At 42.8% G+C, this 14,996-nt stretch carries 12 protein-coding genes; 3 read left to right on the forward strand and 9 right to left on the reverse strand.

The features are described from left to right. Nucleotides 1-745 precede the first annotated feature (745 nt). The 5 genes from O2Q26_RS12535 to O2Q26_RS12555 form a co-directional block, all read right to left on the reverse strand. Nucleotides 746-1,282, reverse strand: coding sequence for a transcription repressor NadR (locus tag O2Q26_RS12535; RefSeq protein WP_289216221.1), 537 nt, complete (start codon nt 1,280-1,282; stop codon nt 746-748). Between the two features lie 66 nt (nt 1,283-1,348). Further along, nucleotides 1,349-2,812: a glycoside hydrolase family 32 protein gene (locus tag O2Q26_RS12540; protein WP_289216222.1), complete on the reverse strand. Its 1,464-nt coding sequence runs from the start codon at nt 2,810-2,812 to the stop codon at nt 1,349-1,351. Between the two features lie 80 nt (nt 2,813-2,892). Beyond that, nucleotides 2,893-3,387 carry a PTS sugar transporter subunit IIA gene (locus O2Q26_RS12545; RefSeq protein WP_289216223.1) on the reverse strand — a complete coding sequence of 165 codons (495 nt, stop codon included), beginning with the start codon at nt 3,385-3,387 and terminating at the stop codon, nt 2,893-2,895. 137 nt (nt 3,388-3,524) lie between these two features. After that, complete coding sequence (gene megL, locus O2Q26_RS12550) at nt 3,525-4,712, reverse strand: methionine gamma-lyase (RefSeq protein ID WP_289216224.1); 1,188 nt, start codon at nt 4,710-4,712, stop codon at nt 3,525-3,527. Between the two features lie 157 nt (nt 4,713-4,869). Further along, complete coding sequence (locus O2Q26_RS12555; RefSeq protein ID WP_289216225.1) at nt 4,870-6,120, reverse strand: EAL and HDOD domain-containing protein; 1,251 nt, start codon at nt 6,118-6,120, stop codon at nt 4,870-4,872. Between the two features lie 893 nt (nt 6,121-7,013). On the opposite strand from O2Q26_RS12555, the gene O2Q26_RS12560 reads away from it, so the two are divergent. After that, the gene (locus tag O2Q26_RS12560) at nt 7,014-8,606 is read left to right on the forward strand and encodes an FAD-dependent oxidoreductase (protein WP_289216226.1); all 1,593 of its coding nucleotides are present in this window, start codon (nt 7,014-7,016) and stop codon (nt 8,604-8,606) included. A gap of 107 nt (nt 8,607-8,713) precedes the next feature. After that, nucleotides 8,714-9,616 (forward strand): EamA family transporter RarD, encoded by a 903-nt coding sequence (gene rarD / locus O2Q26_RS12565; protein ID WP_289216227.1) that lies wholly within the window; start codon nt 8,714-8,716, stop codon nt 9,614-9,616. 126 nt (nt 9,617-9,742) lie between these two features. Here the strand turns inward: rarD and O2Q26_RS12570 are convergent, their stop codons facing one another. After that, nucleotides 9,743-10,687, reverse strand: coding sequence for an NAD(P)/FAD-dependent oxidoreductase (locus O2Q26_RS12570; RefSeq protein WP_289216228.1), 945 nt, complete (start codon nt 10,685-10,687; stop codon nt 9,743-9,745). A gap of 469 nt (nt 10,688-11,156) precedes the next feature. Between O2Q26_RS12570 and O2Q26_RS12575 the strand changes: the two genes are divergently transcribed. Beyond that, nucleotides 11,157-12,002 carry a TetR/AcrR family transcriptional regulator gene (locus O2Q26_RS12575; protein WP_289216229.1) on the forward strand — a complete coding sequence of 282 codons (846 nt, stop codon included), beginning with the start codon at nt 11,157-11,159 and terminating at the stop codon, nt 12,000-12,002. A gap of 918 nt (nt 12,003-12,920) precedes the next feature. On the opposite strand, the gene O2Q26_RS12580 is transcribed toward O2Q26_RS12575, so the two are convergent. The 3 genes from O2Q26_RS12580 to O2Q26_RS12590 all read right to left on the reverse strand — a co-directional run bounded on the left by O2Q26_RS12580 (nt 12,921) and on the right by O2Q26_RS12590 (nt 14,947). Beyond that, complete coding sequence (locus O2Q26_RS12580; protein ID WP_289216230.1) at nt 12,921-13,379, reverse strand: hypothetical protein; 459 nt, start codon at nt 13,377-13,379, stop codon at nt 12,921-12,923. Between the two features lie 15 nt (nt 13,380-13,394). Next, nucleotides 13,395-14,612: an NAD(P)/FAD-dependent oxidoreductase gene (locus O2Q26_RS12585; protein WP_289216231.1), complete on the reverse strand. Its 1,218-nt coding sequence runs from the start codon at nt 14,610-14,612 to the stop codon at nt 13,395-13,397. A gap of 137 nt (nt 14,613-14,749) precedes the next feature. Continuing rightward, entirely contained in the window at nt 14,750-14,947 is a 198-nt protein-coding gene (locus O2Q26_RS12590) for a DUF2188 domain-containing protein (RefSeq protein ID WP_253935002.1), read from the reverse strand. Nucleotides 14,948-14,996: the final 49 nt, after the last annotated feature.

Here is a 14,996-nt window from a genome sequence, read left to right on the forward strand (position 1 = left end):
GAAGACTTGATTTCAAGATAGCCGGGGGTCGTTGCCCAATTAAGAGTCAGTGGTGGTTGGGAAGCTACTCGCTTTCCTGTGGGGGAACTGGCGAGCTTCTTCGGGCTAAAGCCCTGTGGAATATCTGCTGTTCCGTCATCGTGATGAGTGGAAGGTGGTTTTAGGAATGGGCTCGCTTTCCGTGGGATTGCAGTGAGCTTCCTCAGGCTGTCGCCTTCCGGTATCTCACCAATCACTCTTTTCCCACAGGAGTCCCACCCATTCCTAAAACCACCTAACTTATATTAAGAGACGGAACTAAGACATGAGAAGAAAAAACTCTCTTGTACCAACGTTCCCCAACCAACCTATTCATTATGAAGTGACTGCCGCGATTTCAACTTACTTGCGTATTCAAGCTTGGACGCTTAGCGGTTAGCAGGACTTTCTTCATTTCTGTTCGATAAGTCAACATCGCAAAGCCCATCACTCTTTGTGTTTCTTATGACTACTCAGGCAGCTAAGTCCAGTCCATACGCCACTGAACGAAGCACTTCGGCTATTACAAAAGGAGTCTTATCGTCAGTGCTCGCCCCGGAAAGCGATCCGTTTCCCGGAGCCCCTAAATTCTCATTTTGTCTCGAAACTGAGTCTTCCACTAAAGGGAGCGTTAATTGAAAAACTTAAATTAAGCATGTTAAAAGGCTCGGTCAAAAAACGACCGAGCCTTTAGGTATCCAAAACCTTCCACAAATTATGAAGTAATTTATGATTCTAACAATATTCCTTTGGCGGCTAATTCATTCACAGCCCCTTGCAGCGATTCTTCTTCTCTTGCGGCAATCGTATGTGTATGGATGCCTGATGTCAAATCTGAGAGGAAAGTAGCACCGGTCGTTTCTATACGTTCCAGGAACCTCTCCACATCCTTACGTGTAGAGAGACCAAGGCTCGCAGTAATATCTCCATACACTGGATGTTCTACGATGACGTCCATTACATGCACTCCATGATCCACAAGAATATTCAACTCTTCTCTAACCTGGTCTTTGCCGTGTTGACATACAATCATTTTTTTGTAGGGTAATTGATCTTTAGAATCCGCCATGTAGACATAACCTTGACTCGTAGCGATAATTGGCTCTCCTGCTGCTTTTAACAATGAAATGTCGCCAACAATTACTTGTCTCGTAACACTCATCTGTTCTGCCAGTGCACTTCCTTTTAAAGGGTGCACGGCTTGTCTTAATAGTGTAAGAATATGTTCTCTGCGTTCATTAGCTTTAATTTTTGACTCTCTCATCTTTCTGCTCCTCTGTACGCTTTCGATATCCTTATAGTAACATATCGATTGTTTCCTTAATGAGTATCACTCGTACACATATCCGCTTAACTTCCATTGCTCGATGGAAAAAGTCGTTTCTCCAAGAGAGGTGAATAAGATGTCTTCATCTTCAGGCTGTGGAAACATCCGGCTTGTAAATACTTCCTTACCTCCATTCACAAAAATTTCTATAGAAGAAGTATCGATTAAAATATGCAGCTTTTTCAGTTCCTCTTTTAACACCGTCCGTCGAAACTCTGTTTGACTTTTGTCCTCGAGGTGCGGTCTCGATAAAGTAAGGGTTCCGTCCCTTTTTGTATAACTGAACGAGATATAATGGAAGAGCTCAATCGCAAACTGGTCATCAAGCTGTTCAAAATCTATCTGTAGTTCAATCGGTCTTCCTTCAATGCCTCTTATGGCCTTTTGGTCATTTTCGATCGTAATCTCAGAATGTAAGAGGACGGCCTCTCTCATCTCCTCTAATTCCGGAACGGGGTACTGGATAATTTGCTCTCCATTCCATTCTAATACACGCGGTACAGTGAGACAGTGGATCCATTTGCTGTTGACAGTCGGATGGGACTGTTCCATTTGTTCTGGGACGCCCATCCAGCCAAACATGATTCTTCTCCCTTTATCATCTATGAAAGTCTGAGGAGCATAGAATTCAAAACCACGGTCCAATTCGACAAATGCCCCATGTTCAAGACTGGGTTCAGTAAAAGACAGCTCTCCCGCAAAATAGCCCGTTTGGTAGGTGTTGTTGTATTTCATTCCATCTGGCTGAAGGCCTTGTGGTGAAACTAGCAGGATATCGGTGCCGTCCAGTTCAAACATGTCTGGACATTCCCACATATAGCCGAAATCGCCGAGACGATTTTCATTGGACCCGGCAATCGGTCCGAGGAACTCCCACTGAAGTAAATCATCTGATTCATACATGAGGACTTTCCCTTGTGCCTTTTGATTTTTCGCCCCTACGACCATATACCACTTGTGCTCTTTTTTCCATACTTTAGGATCCCTGAAGTCGCCCGTATACCCATTAGGCACGTGAATGACAGGCCCTTTCTTCTCAAAATGGACGCCGTCTGTAGAGATGGCTACACATTGATACTCCTCCTGATCGCCCTTATCATTAAACACGTTACCTGTATAAAAAAGGTATAAGGTATCTTCATGAGAAACAGCGCTTCCCGAGTAACAGCCGTCTTTGTCGTACCATTCAGAAGGAGCAAGCGCGATTCCTTCATGCTTCCAGTGAACTAAATCCTTTGATATGTAATGACCCCAAAATTTTTCTCCATGATCCGGTTTAAAAGGCATCCATTGATAAAAAAGATGATACTCCCCTTTCCACTGAATCAGGCCGTTCGGATCGTTCATCAACCCTACAGGCGGCATATGGTGGAAAGTAAGCCGGTAAGGATCTCCACTTACTGTAGTTTCGTGTGTAAAGATTTCACTCATTGCTTGCTGACGAAGTGCTGTATCTTTATCAGACATGTTGACCTCTCCTTCATTCAAGTCTTCCATATGGTAAAAGAACCCAACGTCACGTAACGTCAGGTTCTTTTATGGTGCAATTATTTAGTCTGTAGTTTGATGATATGAGTCTCTCCAGCATTGGCCGTTTCGCTGTAAGTAGGTTCAAAGCTTTCTACAATATCATCATAGTTCGTGATGACAATCGGAGTAATAGTGCTTTTAGCTTTTTCTTCTACAAGAGCTGTATCAAAAGTGACAAGTTTATCGCCCGCTTTGACTTGATCTCCTGTAGTGATGTGCCCTTCAAAGCCTTCCCCTTCCATAGCTACGGTCTCAAGACCGATATGGACAAGTACTTCAACACCAGATTTCGTTTTAATACCTACCGCGTGATTGGTAGGGAATAATTGTACGATTTCTCCATCTACCGGGCTGACAACTTCTCCGTTCGTAGGCTCAATAGCTACACCGTCGCCCATCATACGTTGACTGAAGACCGGGTCTGGAACTTCATCAAGGGAGACTACTTTGCCGCTGATAGGGGCAACGATTTGTTCCTCTACACTTTTTTTACCGAATAGCTTTTTTAACATGATCATCATCTTCCTTTCGTTGTTATAATCTTGGGTTCTTTTTGGTATAAACTGAATACTCTTCACTTTCCCTTAAAATATAACAGTAAACCTTATCATATGTAGGGCCGGCCATCTCATCCAGCCCGAGGCAGTCATCATCGTTTATGCGCACACCCTTCTAGTGCCTGCAGAAGGTCGAACCAAATATCCTGCCAAGCTTCCAAACCGACGGAAAGCCTTAAAAGTGAATCATTGATACCCATAGCTTCGCGATCTTTTGCAGGAATAAGAGAATGAGTCATTGTGGCTGGATGTTGAATAAGTGTTTCAGCATCTCCTAGGCTAACAGCAATCCTGACCAATTTCAATTGATTCATCAGCTGCTGCGCATCGCCTTTATCCCCCTTCAATTGAAAAGATAATACGCCTCCCCCCTGCGACATTTGCTTATGGGCGAATGATGAATCTGGATGATCTTTATCGGTTGGGTAGTTTACCTTCTCAACACGTGGATGCTGCTTCAGTTTTTCAACAATATTCACTGCATTACTGCTATGCCGGTCCATCCGGATAGGCAAAGTTTTCATGCCCCTGATCAACAGCCATGCATCCATAGGAGCCATAATTCCACCGTAGTCTTTTTGTGCGGTTTGAGCCAGTTCCTGAATATATGAACGTGATCCGGCGACGACCCCGCCAATCACATCTCCGTGTCCGCTTAAATACTTTGTGGCACTATGAACGACTATATCGCACCCCAGCCTAAGCGGCTGCTGCAGGTAAGGGGAAGAAAATGTATTATCCACCACTACCTTGATCCCACACTCATGAGCGATATCGGCAGTCCACGCCAGGTCTATCAGCTTCATCGTAGGATTCGCAGGTGATTCAATGAATAAACATTTAGTATTCGGCTGAATCATGGAACGCAGCTGCTGTTCATTCCTCATGTCACAAAAATCGTGGGAGATTTGATATTTTTCTTTTAATAATTTGAGTAATCCAAAGGTGCAGCCATAGATTCCGTTCGAGCAGATAATATGGTCACCGGCACTCGTAAGAGATGTGAATACAGCTGAAATGGCAGCCATACCCGATGCAAAAGCAAGTCCCATGTCTGCTCCCTCGGCGACGGCGACTTTTTCCTCAAAGACTTTGACCGTCGGATTACTAAGACGAGAGTAGATATATCCATCTTTTTCACCGGAAAACCTCAACGCTCCTTCTTCAGCATCTGGGAATGTAAAGGTCGAGGTTTGAAAAATAGGTGTCGATAAGCTTCCGTGATAGGGCTCTTCCCGAGTCCCTCCATGAATGAATTTAGTATCTGGTCGATAATTCATCAAAGATTCCTCCTTCCCTATCATCCTATGCAGTAGAATTACATTCTTTCTTAGCACACTAAAATAGAAGAAAGATTCTCTATTAAAGAAAGAGGAAAAGAGGTAAGATCATCTACCTATCTGGAAAAGACGCACGACCCAGTAAGCCGCAACTCATCTAGGAACTTAGCTCTTCTAACGTCAAATGATTATTATACAATTGTTCTGTCCAGGCAATGGCTTGACCAAAAATTTCAAGCAGTTCACTCAGCGTAAGCTCTATTCCTTGCAGTTTATGTTCTAAGTCATCAAATTCAGCTTTCTCTATTGCAATGACAAGATCAAGAATAAAACGATGGCTGTTTTCCTCTCCGCTCAGTGCTTGTTTAATGTTTGAATCCAGCGGCAAATTGGAGATGACTTCTTCAGTCGGTCGTTTCACCATAGCATCTACGGCGGACATTAATCCTGTCAGGAAATATTCTTCTGTAAGATGACTCTTTCCGATACTGACTCCGATTTGTTCACACATTTTAGCGCGCTGCAGGCTTGACTTCATCATTTCCTTTGATGCAGGAGCTGGTCCGCCCTCTTCGACAGTAAAAACGTACAGCCATTTTTTTAACGGGTCCACACCTAAAATAGTGACCGCTTGCCTTATGGACTGAATAGGCTCTGATAATTCTGCTGAAAAATTAATGATCCTTAGCAGTTTATATGTAAGTGTAAGATCTCCTTCAAATATTTCAATTACTTTTTCTAAATCAATCTTATCTTTATCTGTCGACAGCTCTTTCAAAACTTGAAAGTAGGACGATCCATATAAAGGGATGTCCTCAGCAGATAAAACAACCGGCTTGCTGTAATAATAGCCCTGAAACAGTTGAAAACCTTCCTTCACACATTGAAGATGCTCTTCCTTTGTTTCAACTTTCTCTGCTAACAAAGTGATTTTTGCTGCTTTTGCTGCCTGAACAAGCTTCACTCGCATCTCCGGGCACGTCTGTCTTATATCAACCTTAATAATATTTACATAAGAAAGAAGCCCTTCGATATCTGTTTGAGAGATACTCATCACATCATCAAGCGCAATAGAAAAACCTTTTCTCTTCAACTCCCGGCATACTTTAAGTAAATCGCCTGTCCATGAAACATCCTCGAGGATTTCTACAACTAACGTACGGGGATCGAAATATTCGGGGATTTTTTTCATTAAAAGATCCTCCGTAAAGTTGATAAAACAAGGGCGATTATGAGACAGCCTTTCGAGGCCGATCGTAACGAAACTGTTGATCAATACTTCTTTCGTTGCCTTATTTCCATCTGTGGGAGGGAAGTTATTTTCTTTACTGTTACGATAAAGTAGTTCAAAACCGTAGATTTGATCGTCTACATCCAAAATCGGCTGCCTTGCTACGAACACTTCCACTATCCTTTTCCCCTCCTCTTGTACTCTTTATTTAAGGCTTTATTAAAGTTCCATGTTGATATTCATATATGCTCCCTTAAGTGTAGGATTCAGTTTTGAGACATTCTGGCCGTTTCCGTCCCAAAATAGTGATTGAAGGGCCGGGAAATCACTCGCTTTCCATGGGCGTACGGTGAGCTTCCTCGGGCTAGCGCCCTCCGGGATCTCACCATGTACTGTCATCCCATAGGAGTCTCGCAATTTCCCGGCCCTTCTTGCTTTTGTGAGGATAACGGAAACATCATATGCGCTGCTGCACATATAAGTAACTGCTTTTAAGTGATAACCAGCTAAACTTCTGTATGCAAGAAAACGGTTGAAATTACCTCAAAGTACAGGAAGTTTTAAAACTAAAATGCTATAACCAGAGCACTGGAGTTTAATGCTCCCACTATAAGTAAGATAGTTCTTATTCAGATTATCCAGGCGATTTCGAGAAGCACATCAATAGTGAGAGGCGGCGGAAAAGTTGGTACAAGAGAGTTTTTGCTTCTCATGTCTTAGTTCCGTCTCTTACTATAAGATAGGTGGTTTTAGGAATGGGCGAGACTCCTGTGGGATAAGAGTGATTGGTGAGATCCCGGAAGGCGAAGCCTGAGGAAGCTCACTGCACTCCCACGGAAAGCGAGTAGCTCCCCAACAACCCCTGACTCTCAATACGGCAACGAACCCAGCTTACCTCAAAATCAAGTCTTCCACAATCTTGCCATATTGTTGAATAACTCACTATCAACAAACACCTTTAACATCGCTTTATGTAAAAGTATACTCCATAAAATGCCATCAACATATCCCTTACATGAATTTCCTTCTATTGGACAAACTGAAAAAAAGTGACCATTAGGAGGTTATTTATGGATAACAAATTAGATTGGACACACCCCGAACCACTCTGGAACAAAAATAGCAAACTTCCTTCCTTTGAGCCCTTAAGCCAATCCATCCGAACAGATGTCGTCGTTGTAGGAGCCGGGATTACAGGGATCACAACTGCCTATTTACTTGCAAAAGAAGGAAAGAACGTCACTTTAATTGAATCAAGCTCTATCCTTAACGGAACGACCGGGCATACAACAGCTAAAGTAACAGCCCAGCACGGACTGATTTACAACGAGCTCATCAACCACTTCGGAGAAGAACATGCCGCGCTGTACCTTCAGGCGCAAAATGATGCAATCTCTTCTATGGAAAAAGATATTCAGGAGCTTAATATTTCCTGCCAATGGGAAAGACAGCCTGCAATATTGTATGCAACGACTGCAGAAGGAGCCCAGAAGCTAGAAAAAGAACGGGAAGCTTATAGAAGACTAGGAGTCGCAGAAGAATCTCTTACTGGCCTCTCATTTTCAGTTGATGAGACTGGTGTACTGCTGATGGGCAATCAGGCACAATTTCACCCTCTTCTCTATTTATCGTCTATTCTCGAAGAGTTTTTAAATTTGGGTGGCCAGGTGTATGAACAGACTACAGCTGTGAAAGTTATTGAAGGCGAGAACGTCCTTGTAAAAACCGATCAAGAAGCAGACGTAACGTGTGACCAACTAGTTATTTGTACGCACTTCCCTTTTCATGATGGTAAAGGATTCTACTTCAGCCGCATGCATGCTGACCGCTCCTATGTGATTGCTATTGAGCCTGAGAATGAGTGGAAAGGCGGCATGTACTTATCCGTTGATGAACCTAAGCGATCCATCCGCTCCATCGAATTTGAAGGGAAGACCGTTTTATTGATCGGCGGAGAAAGCCATCGGACGGGAGAGGGTGGAGACAACTCCTTCCACTACCGGGCACTGGAAGAATTCGCGAATCGTACTTTTGGTATTAAAACCAAACTTTTTCAATGGTCTGCGCAAGACTTGACGACATTGGACAAGATTCCATACGTTGGGCCTATACGTAAAAACAACAAACAAGTGTATCTGGCAACCGGCTTCAGAAAATGGGGGATGACGAACAGCCGGGTCGCTGGTGAATTGCTCACTGACTATATTATGGGCAGGGAATCTCTCTATCACGGAGTATTTGCGCCGTCCAGATTCAAAGCAGATCCGAGCATTAAAGAGTTCATGAAAAGCAATATAGATGTCGCTTCTCATCTAGTCGAAGGGAAGTTAGAGCTCGTCGGAACTAGACCCGAAGCTCTGCTTAAAGGTGAAGGAGCCGTTATTCAGTGGAAAGGCGAACGAGCAGGTGCCTATAAAGATGAGAATGGAGAACTTTATGTGCTGGACACTACGTGTACGCACATGGGTTGTGAAGTTGAGTGGAACAGTGCAGAACACAGCTGGGACTGCCCATGCCACGGCTCACGCTTTTCCTATGACGGTCATGTTATGGAAGGGCCTGCTAAAAAGCCATTGAAGAAGATTGCTTACAGCGATACCGATGAAGTTCGGCATATTCCTGAGTCAGATGAAGTAAATGAAGAACAAACCGATCAACAGTAAAGACGCTGACTCCAGCGTCTTTTTTTTCCATTCTAATACATATTCCTTTCCATCACTTCTTTAGATGGCTAAACTAACATTAGGAAGTGAAGAAAGGATTTTGACTTATGCGAGATGAAAATAAACTGGGCGTTCTCTATACTACAGGGGCATATATCTTATGGGGGTTTCTTCCGATTTACTGGAAACTGTTACAGCACATTTCCCCTTTCGAAATTCTTGCCCACAGAATTGTTTGGTCGGCAGCATTTATGATGATCGTTATTCTATTTTTAAATAAAAGACGCCAGTTTTTTGAAGAAGCGAAACAGGTCTGGCAGACGAAACGGAGTTTGATCGGAATTACTCTTGCTGCCATCATGATCAGCATCAACTGGCTGACGTACATATGGGGTGTCAATAATAATCATGTTATAGAGGCCAGCTTAGGCTATTATATTAATCCGCTCGTCAGTATTCTTCTCGGCATGCTTGTGCTGAAAGAAACATTTACACGTCCCCAATGGATTGCTTTTATACTGGCAGGAAGCGGCGTGGTTTACATGACCGTTCATTTCGGCTCTGTTCCTTGGATTGCCTTAATGCTGGCGTTCAGTTTCGGCATGTACGGTCTCCTGAAAAAGTTAGTACCTCTTAATGCTATGTTTGGTTTAATGATTGAAACTTTGATCGTCTCACCAATAGCAATAATATACTTGTTAGGGTTTAAAGACGCCTATGAACAAGTGGAGTGGTTATCGCGGTCGACTCTCCTCGTTTTCGGGGCAGGTGTCGCTACTGCTATTCCTTTGCTGTTATTTGCTGCAGGAGCAAAACGGATACCTTTATCAATGGTCGGATTTTTACAATATTTCGCACCTACGATCATGCTCATCCTCGGTGTATTTTTGTATGATGAGCCGTTTACTGCCGTGCATGCCGTGTCATTTACTTTGATCTGGTCAGGGTTAGCGGTCTACACGATCTCACGCATGAAACGATTAAAGAAATATGAAGCAAGGGCGAGTTGATGGGTTTACATAAAAGGAGTGCATCCCAACCAGCTGCTTGAGATGCACTCCTTTTTTTCTTTGGCTATATTGAAGCTTTCATTTGATTAATTAGAAATTGATAATCTTGTTATATTTTCAGTCTCCCTAAGAGCCAAGGAAAGCACCAGCTGCGTCCAACCCAGATAAATAAGCACTTTCAAACCGGGTACGCCCGGAAGCATCATCCTGTCTAAGAAAAGCATCTCCTGCAGTGAGCAGCCTTTCGCTTACGTGATGATACGAATGCGGAAAAGTCTGAGCAGCTTGAGCATAGCGCCACTTCTTCAATTGCTCAGAAACTAAATCTTCCATTTGAAAAAATCCGCCCGCCTGCTCTTTAATTTTATCCAACACTTCTTCCTCGCCATAGTGTTCGCTGGACCACGCTGCCGTCATATATACACTGACAATGACATCATCTGAAATTCCTTTTTTATAATGGTCTACTATTCTCTCCACACCTTCCGGGAGCTGTTTGTCTACATGGCCGGAAGAAGGCAGCATTGTAAAATTTCTAAACTGAAAGATCCCTACATAAGTAGGCTGGAAGTCGATACTCTGTAAGTCATCCAGAGAAAAGCTGCTTCTTTCCAACAGTTCTACGGTCTGCGGTACCGGAATTGTGATCAACACCCTTTCACATTCCCACTCCTCCTTATCTTCCGTAACTACTGTATATTTAGCCCCATCACTCGCTATGTGAGACACCCTGCTTTCAAGCCTTACATTCAGTCCTTGAGCAAGCTTTTTAGCCAGTCCATTCATTCCATTCACAGAGGTGTACCTCGGATAATCCTCCCCGAACCAATGCTTAATCCAGCCTTTATTCAGCCAATCGGCTGCTTCCTTTTGCAGTTCATCTGACCTCACAGTAAAAAATTGTGCTCCATGATCAGCTTTTCCTTTGGCTACACGCCTCGTGGCCAGCCTTCCTCCCACACTTTTACTTTTATCAACGAGCAAAACGCGTTTTCCTTCTGATTCAAGTCTTCTTGCGGCAGTAATTCCTGTTAACCCCGCACCGATAATTATGATATCGTGATGTTCCATTAAAAGACCTCCCTTCCATCTCTTACAAAAGCTTTCCCTTTCCACAAAAAAGAACACCTTCTAAGATCAACGACAGATCGGCATTACATACAAGCTGATTGGGCGGATGTTGATCAGAAGTAGATCTAACTGTTCCTGCTCCGAATAATTTGCTGATCTTGTTCCAATATTTCATTCACCACTCCTACGGGTGCGGCTCCTTAAAATATAGCTGCCACACTTATGAACGGAGTTTCTATATCCTGAATTGTTTCTAGTTTCATATTTAATCCTGCGTATAAACCTGCTATGGTTATACTAATCGTGATTTACTATACAGTACAATTATTATTCATTGAAAAATTAATAACCTGATTTCATTCACCTCTCCCCGATTGACTACTCAGTCACGTAGACAAGTTGCATATGACCAATTAGTCATTTATCGTGTGGAAGATACAAGGTTATTATTATATAAGGAGCTTATAATATGGAAGATAAAGCCATACTCATCATCGAAAATGCTATCAAACTTTTTGCCAAGAAAGGGTACAGCACCACTTCTGTACAAGAAATCGCGAATGAATGCGATATCTCAAAAGGGGCTTTCTACTTACATTTCAAGTCTAAAGATGCCCTGCTGTTAGAGGTGTTCAATCATTATTCAAGACAAATCCAGCTAAAATCTGATGAAATACAAGCTACGGATTTAGATCCTCGCACGAAATTCGTCAAGCAACTAACAGTGACGTACCAGGAAATCATCAAGCACCGTGATTTCATCATCATGCAAATCCGTGAGCAAGCTATTCCCTTCAATAAAGATATTGAAGATTTTATGCAGCACATGCGTTTTAATTCTTATTTATTCTACAAAAGAAATCTGCTTGCGATTTATGGCAAAGACATCGATCAGACCATATGGGAAGTGACCTTATTAATGCAAGGGATGTTCAAAGCCTATCTCGATTTGATTATCATCGAAGGTGTGGAGCTGGATGTGGAACAATTATGTGAATCCATTTTAAGACGCGCTGACTACCTTGTGGAAGGATTCAATCGAACCGGTGACCAACCAGTCATAAATGATGACATTATGAACCGTGTAATTCCGGAGGATTATTATTACAACCAGCTTTACACGATTGTGGAAACCTTAAGAGAAATGAAAACAGATTCTAATGAGGATATAGAAGTAACGATCAGCGTACTGCTTGAAGAGATCCAGAAGGAACAGCCGCGACTGGCCGTTATAAAAGGTATGCTTTCAAACCTTGAGGAAGAAGATAGATTCAAAGGGGTAAGCGGACAGATTCGCACCTTTTTCCAAATTTAATAGCGTGCCTGCAAAGTATAATTCGTTCACATAAAATGTTTTATTAAATATCGGAATCTGAAAAGAGAGAATTTGGGTAATGGATATAGAGAGAGTGAAAAATATGGCAGGATATTGGAAACTACTCGCTTTACTCTGGTGGAAGTCTGCTGTTCCGTCATCGTGATGAGAGGAAGGTGGTTTTAGGAATGGGCTCGCTTTCCGTGGGAGTGCAGTGAGCTTCCTCAGGCTGCCGCCTTCCGGGATCTCACCAATCACTCTCTTCCCACAGGAGTCTCACCCATTCCTAAAACCACCTCATTTAAAGTGAGTGACGGAACTAAGAAACGAGAAGAAAAAACTCTGTTGTACAAACGTTTACCGCCGCCCCTCACTACAGATATAGAAGTGATTCTTTAAACCACTTAGATAAGAACTTTCTTACTAATTGTAGGGCATTAAACTCCAGTGCTATAGTTTACATTTTAAGAAGTTTCAAGCATCTACTCATAAACAACAGTCTCGCGGTTATCATTAAACAGTTATTTTTTATGAAGTACCGCTTAAGATGTTTCCGTTATCCTCAAAAGAGAAAAAGGTCCGGGAAATGGCCAGTTTTCTGGGACACATCGTCTTATCTAATATTTTCAATCAGTAACTACTATTTTAAATTTGGTGTAGTTTCGAGCACCTTTTAATCGGATGGTGGCTTTAGAAAACGGTGAGACTCCTGTGGGATGTACATGGTAGGTGAGATCCCGGAAGGCGAAGCCTGAGGAAGCTCACCACATGCCCACGGAAAGCGATCCGTTTTCTAAAGCCACCATATCCTCATACAAACATCTCGAAACTGACTCTTCCAATATAGGGAGCTTTAGTTGAACAACTTAAATAAACATTTAAAAGGCTCAGTCGAAAGATGACTGAGCCTTTTGGTATTCATTCATCTTCTTCGTCTTCAACGATTTCATCCAAAATTGGATAAACTGCCTCTACCCCTTCTTGGGCAACAAGACAAGCTGCCCCTAAAGGTGTGGACCAAAAAGAGTCTGGGATATAAGGGTTTTTCAAGCCGGCGGGCTGGAAAAGCGATCGGTATATTCTGTTCAACTGCCGTTCGGTTTCTTGCGGATTTACTTCTTTCTCCCCTCGAGCCAACAGGAAAACATAACGCATCGATTGAAATAAGTTATCGCCCGGCATAAAGGTATATTCCTTGAAAAATTTCAGCTGTTTTTCAGCTTCTTCCTTCAATCCTGTATTCACCGCTAAATCATCCAAATGTCCATGTAAGTGTCGATAAACTTGTTGAAAAATTCTGCGCTTCTCATCCTGCATCAATTTATCAGTATAAATCTCCTGCAGTTTTAGAAAGGCTGATTCCTTCGTCCACTCCATTTAGCTCCCTCGCTTTCATGAATATTGAAATCCAAAGTTAACCGCTTCATGTTCCGCAGATCCATACAACTCGGGAATCCCTTTAGAATGCTCTTTCAGAAGCCCAGGCAGGTGGGGCACAACTTTGTTCCAGACCATCGGATTAGCAGCCATCGCCTGAAAAAGAGCCTGTTCATTATTCGTCCATGCCCGGCGTGTCTGGATATAGTCCAGAGTCAGTCGATAACCTGGCCCCAATTTTTCATCACGTCTCTTTTGAAAAGCTTGCAGCGCCTCTTCCCAATCGGTCCCTTCCTCCCATGATTGAATGGCATCCACTAATTGGAAAGCTTGCATGAGAGCATCATTAATACCTAATCCTGTGCTTGGGTCTTTGCTGTGGCCAGCGTCACCTACTAACGCCCATCCCCTTCCTCCAGTCTGTCTGAAGAAATTAGGCACGCCCGTGGTACCAATGATTTTCCCTTGAAGGACAGCCCCATCAAGTCTTTCCTTCATTCCATAAAACTGCTTGAATGTCTTCTCAAATAAATGAGGGTTCTTAGCAAACTCCTGGAACTCATCAGGAAGTATCTCAAGCCCCAGACAATCCATTCCCGGCTCCATAGGGAAAAGGAATCCGATGCGTCCTTCATTTAAGAAAATTTCTGTTGTTGGTTCGATCAACGGCCGTACGTGATGATAGTAACCGTAGAATACTGGTCTTACGGCTGAATGCTCCCCGTAGACTTCAGCTTCCGCCCACTTAGCTATCTGAGAATTTCTCCCATCCGCTCCGATTACAAGGGCAGATCTCAGCTGATGTCTGTCTCCTTTTTCGTCTACAGCCTCTACGCCAGTTACTCTACCTTCATCTTTGAGCAATCCTACAGCCTGATACCCCTCTCTAAGTTCTACATCGGGAAATGAAGTTGCTTTCTGCAGGAGCACATGATCCAGGAGATCACGTCTAGGAATAAGTGTATAGGAATGCCGTGGTCCTTCAACAAAACTATCACCAATATATGTACGCATACGTTTGATTTTTCTTAAGCCCGAAGCCTCCACTTCATCCAGTACGCCTAGTTGCTCTAAATAATGAACGTTTGATAAATGGTGTGTTGAAAGAGTATCACTCGGAAAAGAAGCTTTATCCAGAAGAAGGACCCGCTTTCCCATTCTCCCTAATAAAATCGCTAAACTTGATCCAGCTACTCTCGCACCTACGATTATGACATCAAATTGCTGCTTCATCCTGTGCCCACCCTTAAGATTGTTATGTTCAGATTAACGCTTTTTTAGTTAATTATCCAGAACTAAGGCTGCATCCTGCCATATTTTTGGCCGAAAAAAAACTCCCGACGAAGGGAGTTTTTATATGGTGTTTCAATTTAATATTTGATTTCTTCTTCTACTTCGTGGTTCTGATCCAGAACTAGAATACGGCTTGGCTTGTTTTGCTCAGCCATTTCTTTAGCCTTTTCTAAAGCAGTATCTCTTTCATCGTACTCATCTGTTGGAGCGATATCCTCTATTTTTACGATCCAGCCTGTTACGTCTTTATTTGGTGCTACACTATATTCCTTCATAAATTCTCTCTCCTTTAACGTTGTCTTACTATGGATACTTCCCACCAAT

Origin of the sequence: Halobacillus campisalis (assembly GCF_030345335.1) — a bacterium.
GTDB classification, from domain to species: domain Bacteria; phylum Bacillota; class Bacilli; order Bacillales; family Halobacillaceae; genus Halobacillus_A; species Halobacillus_A campisalis.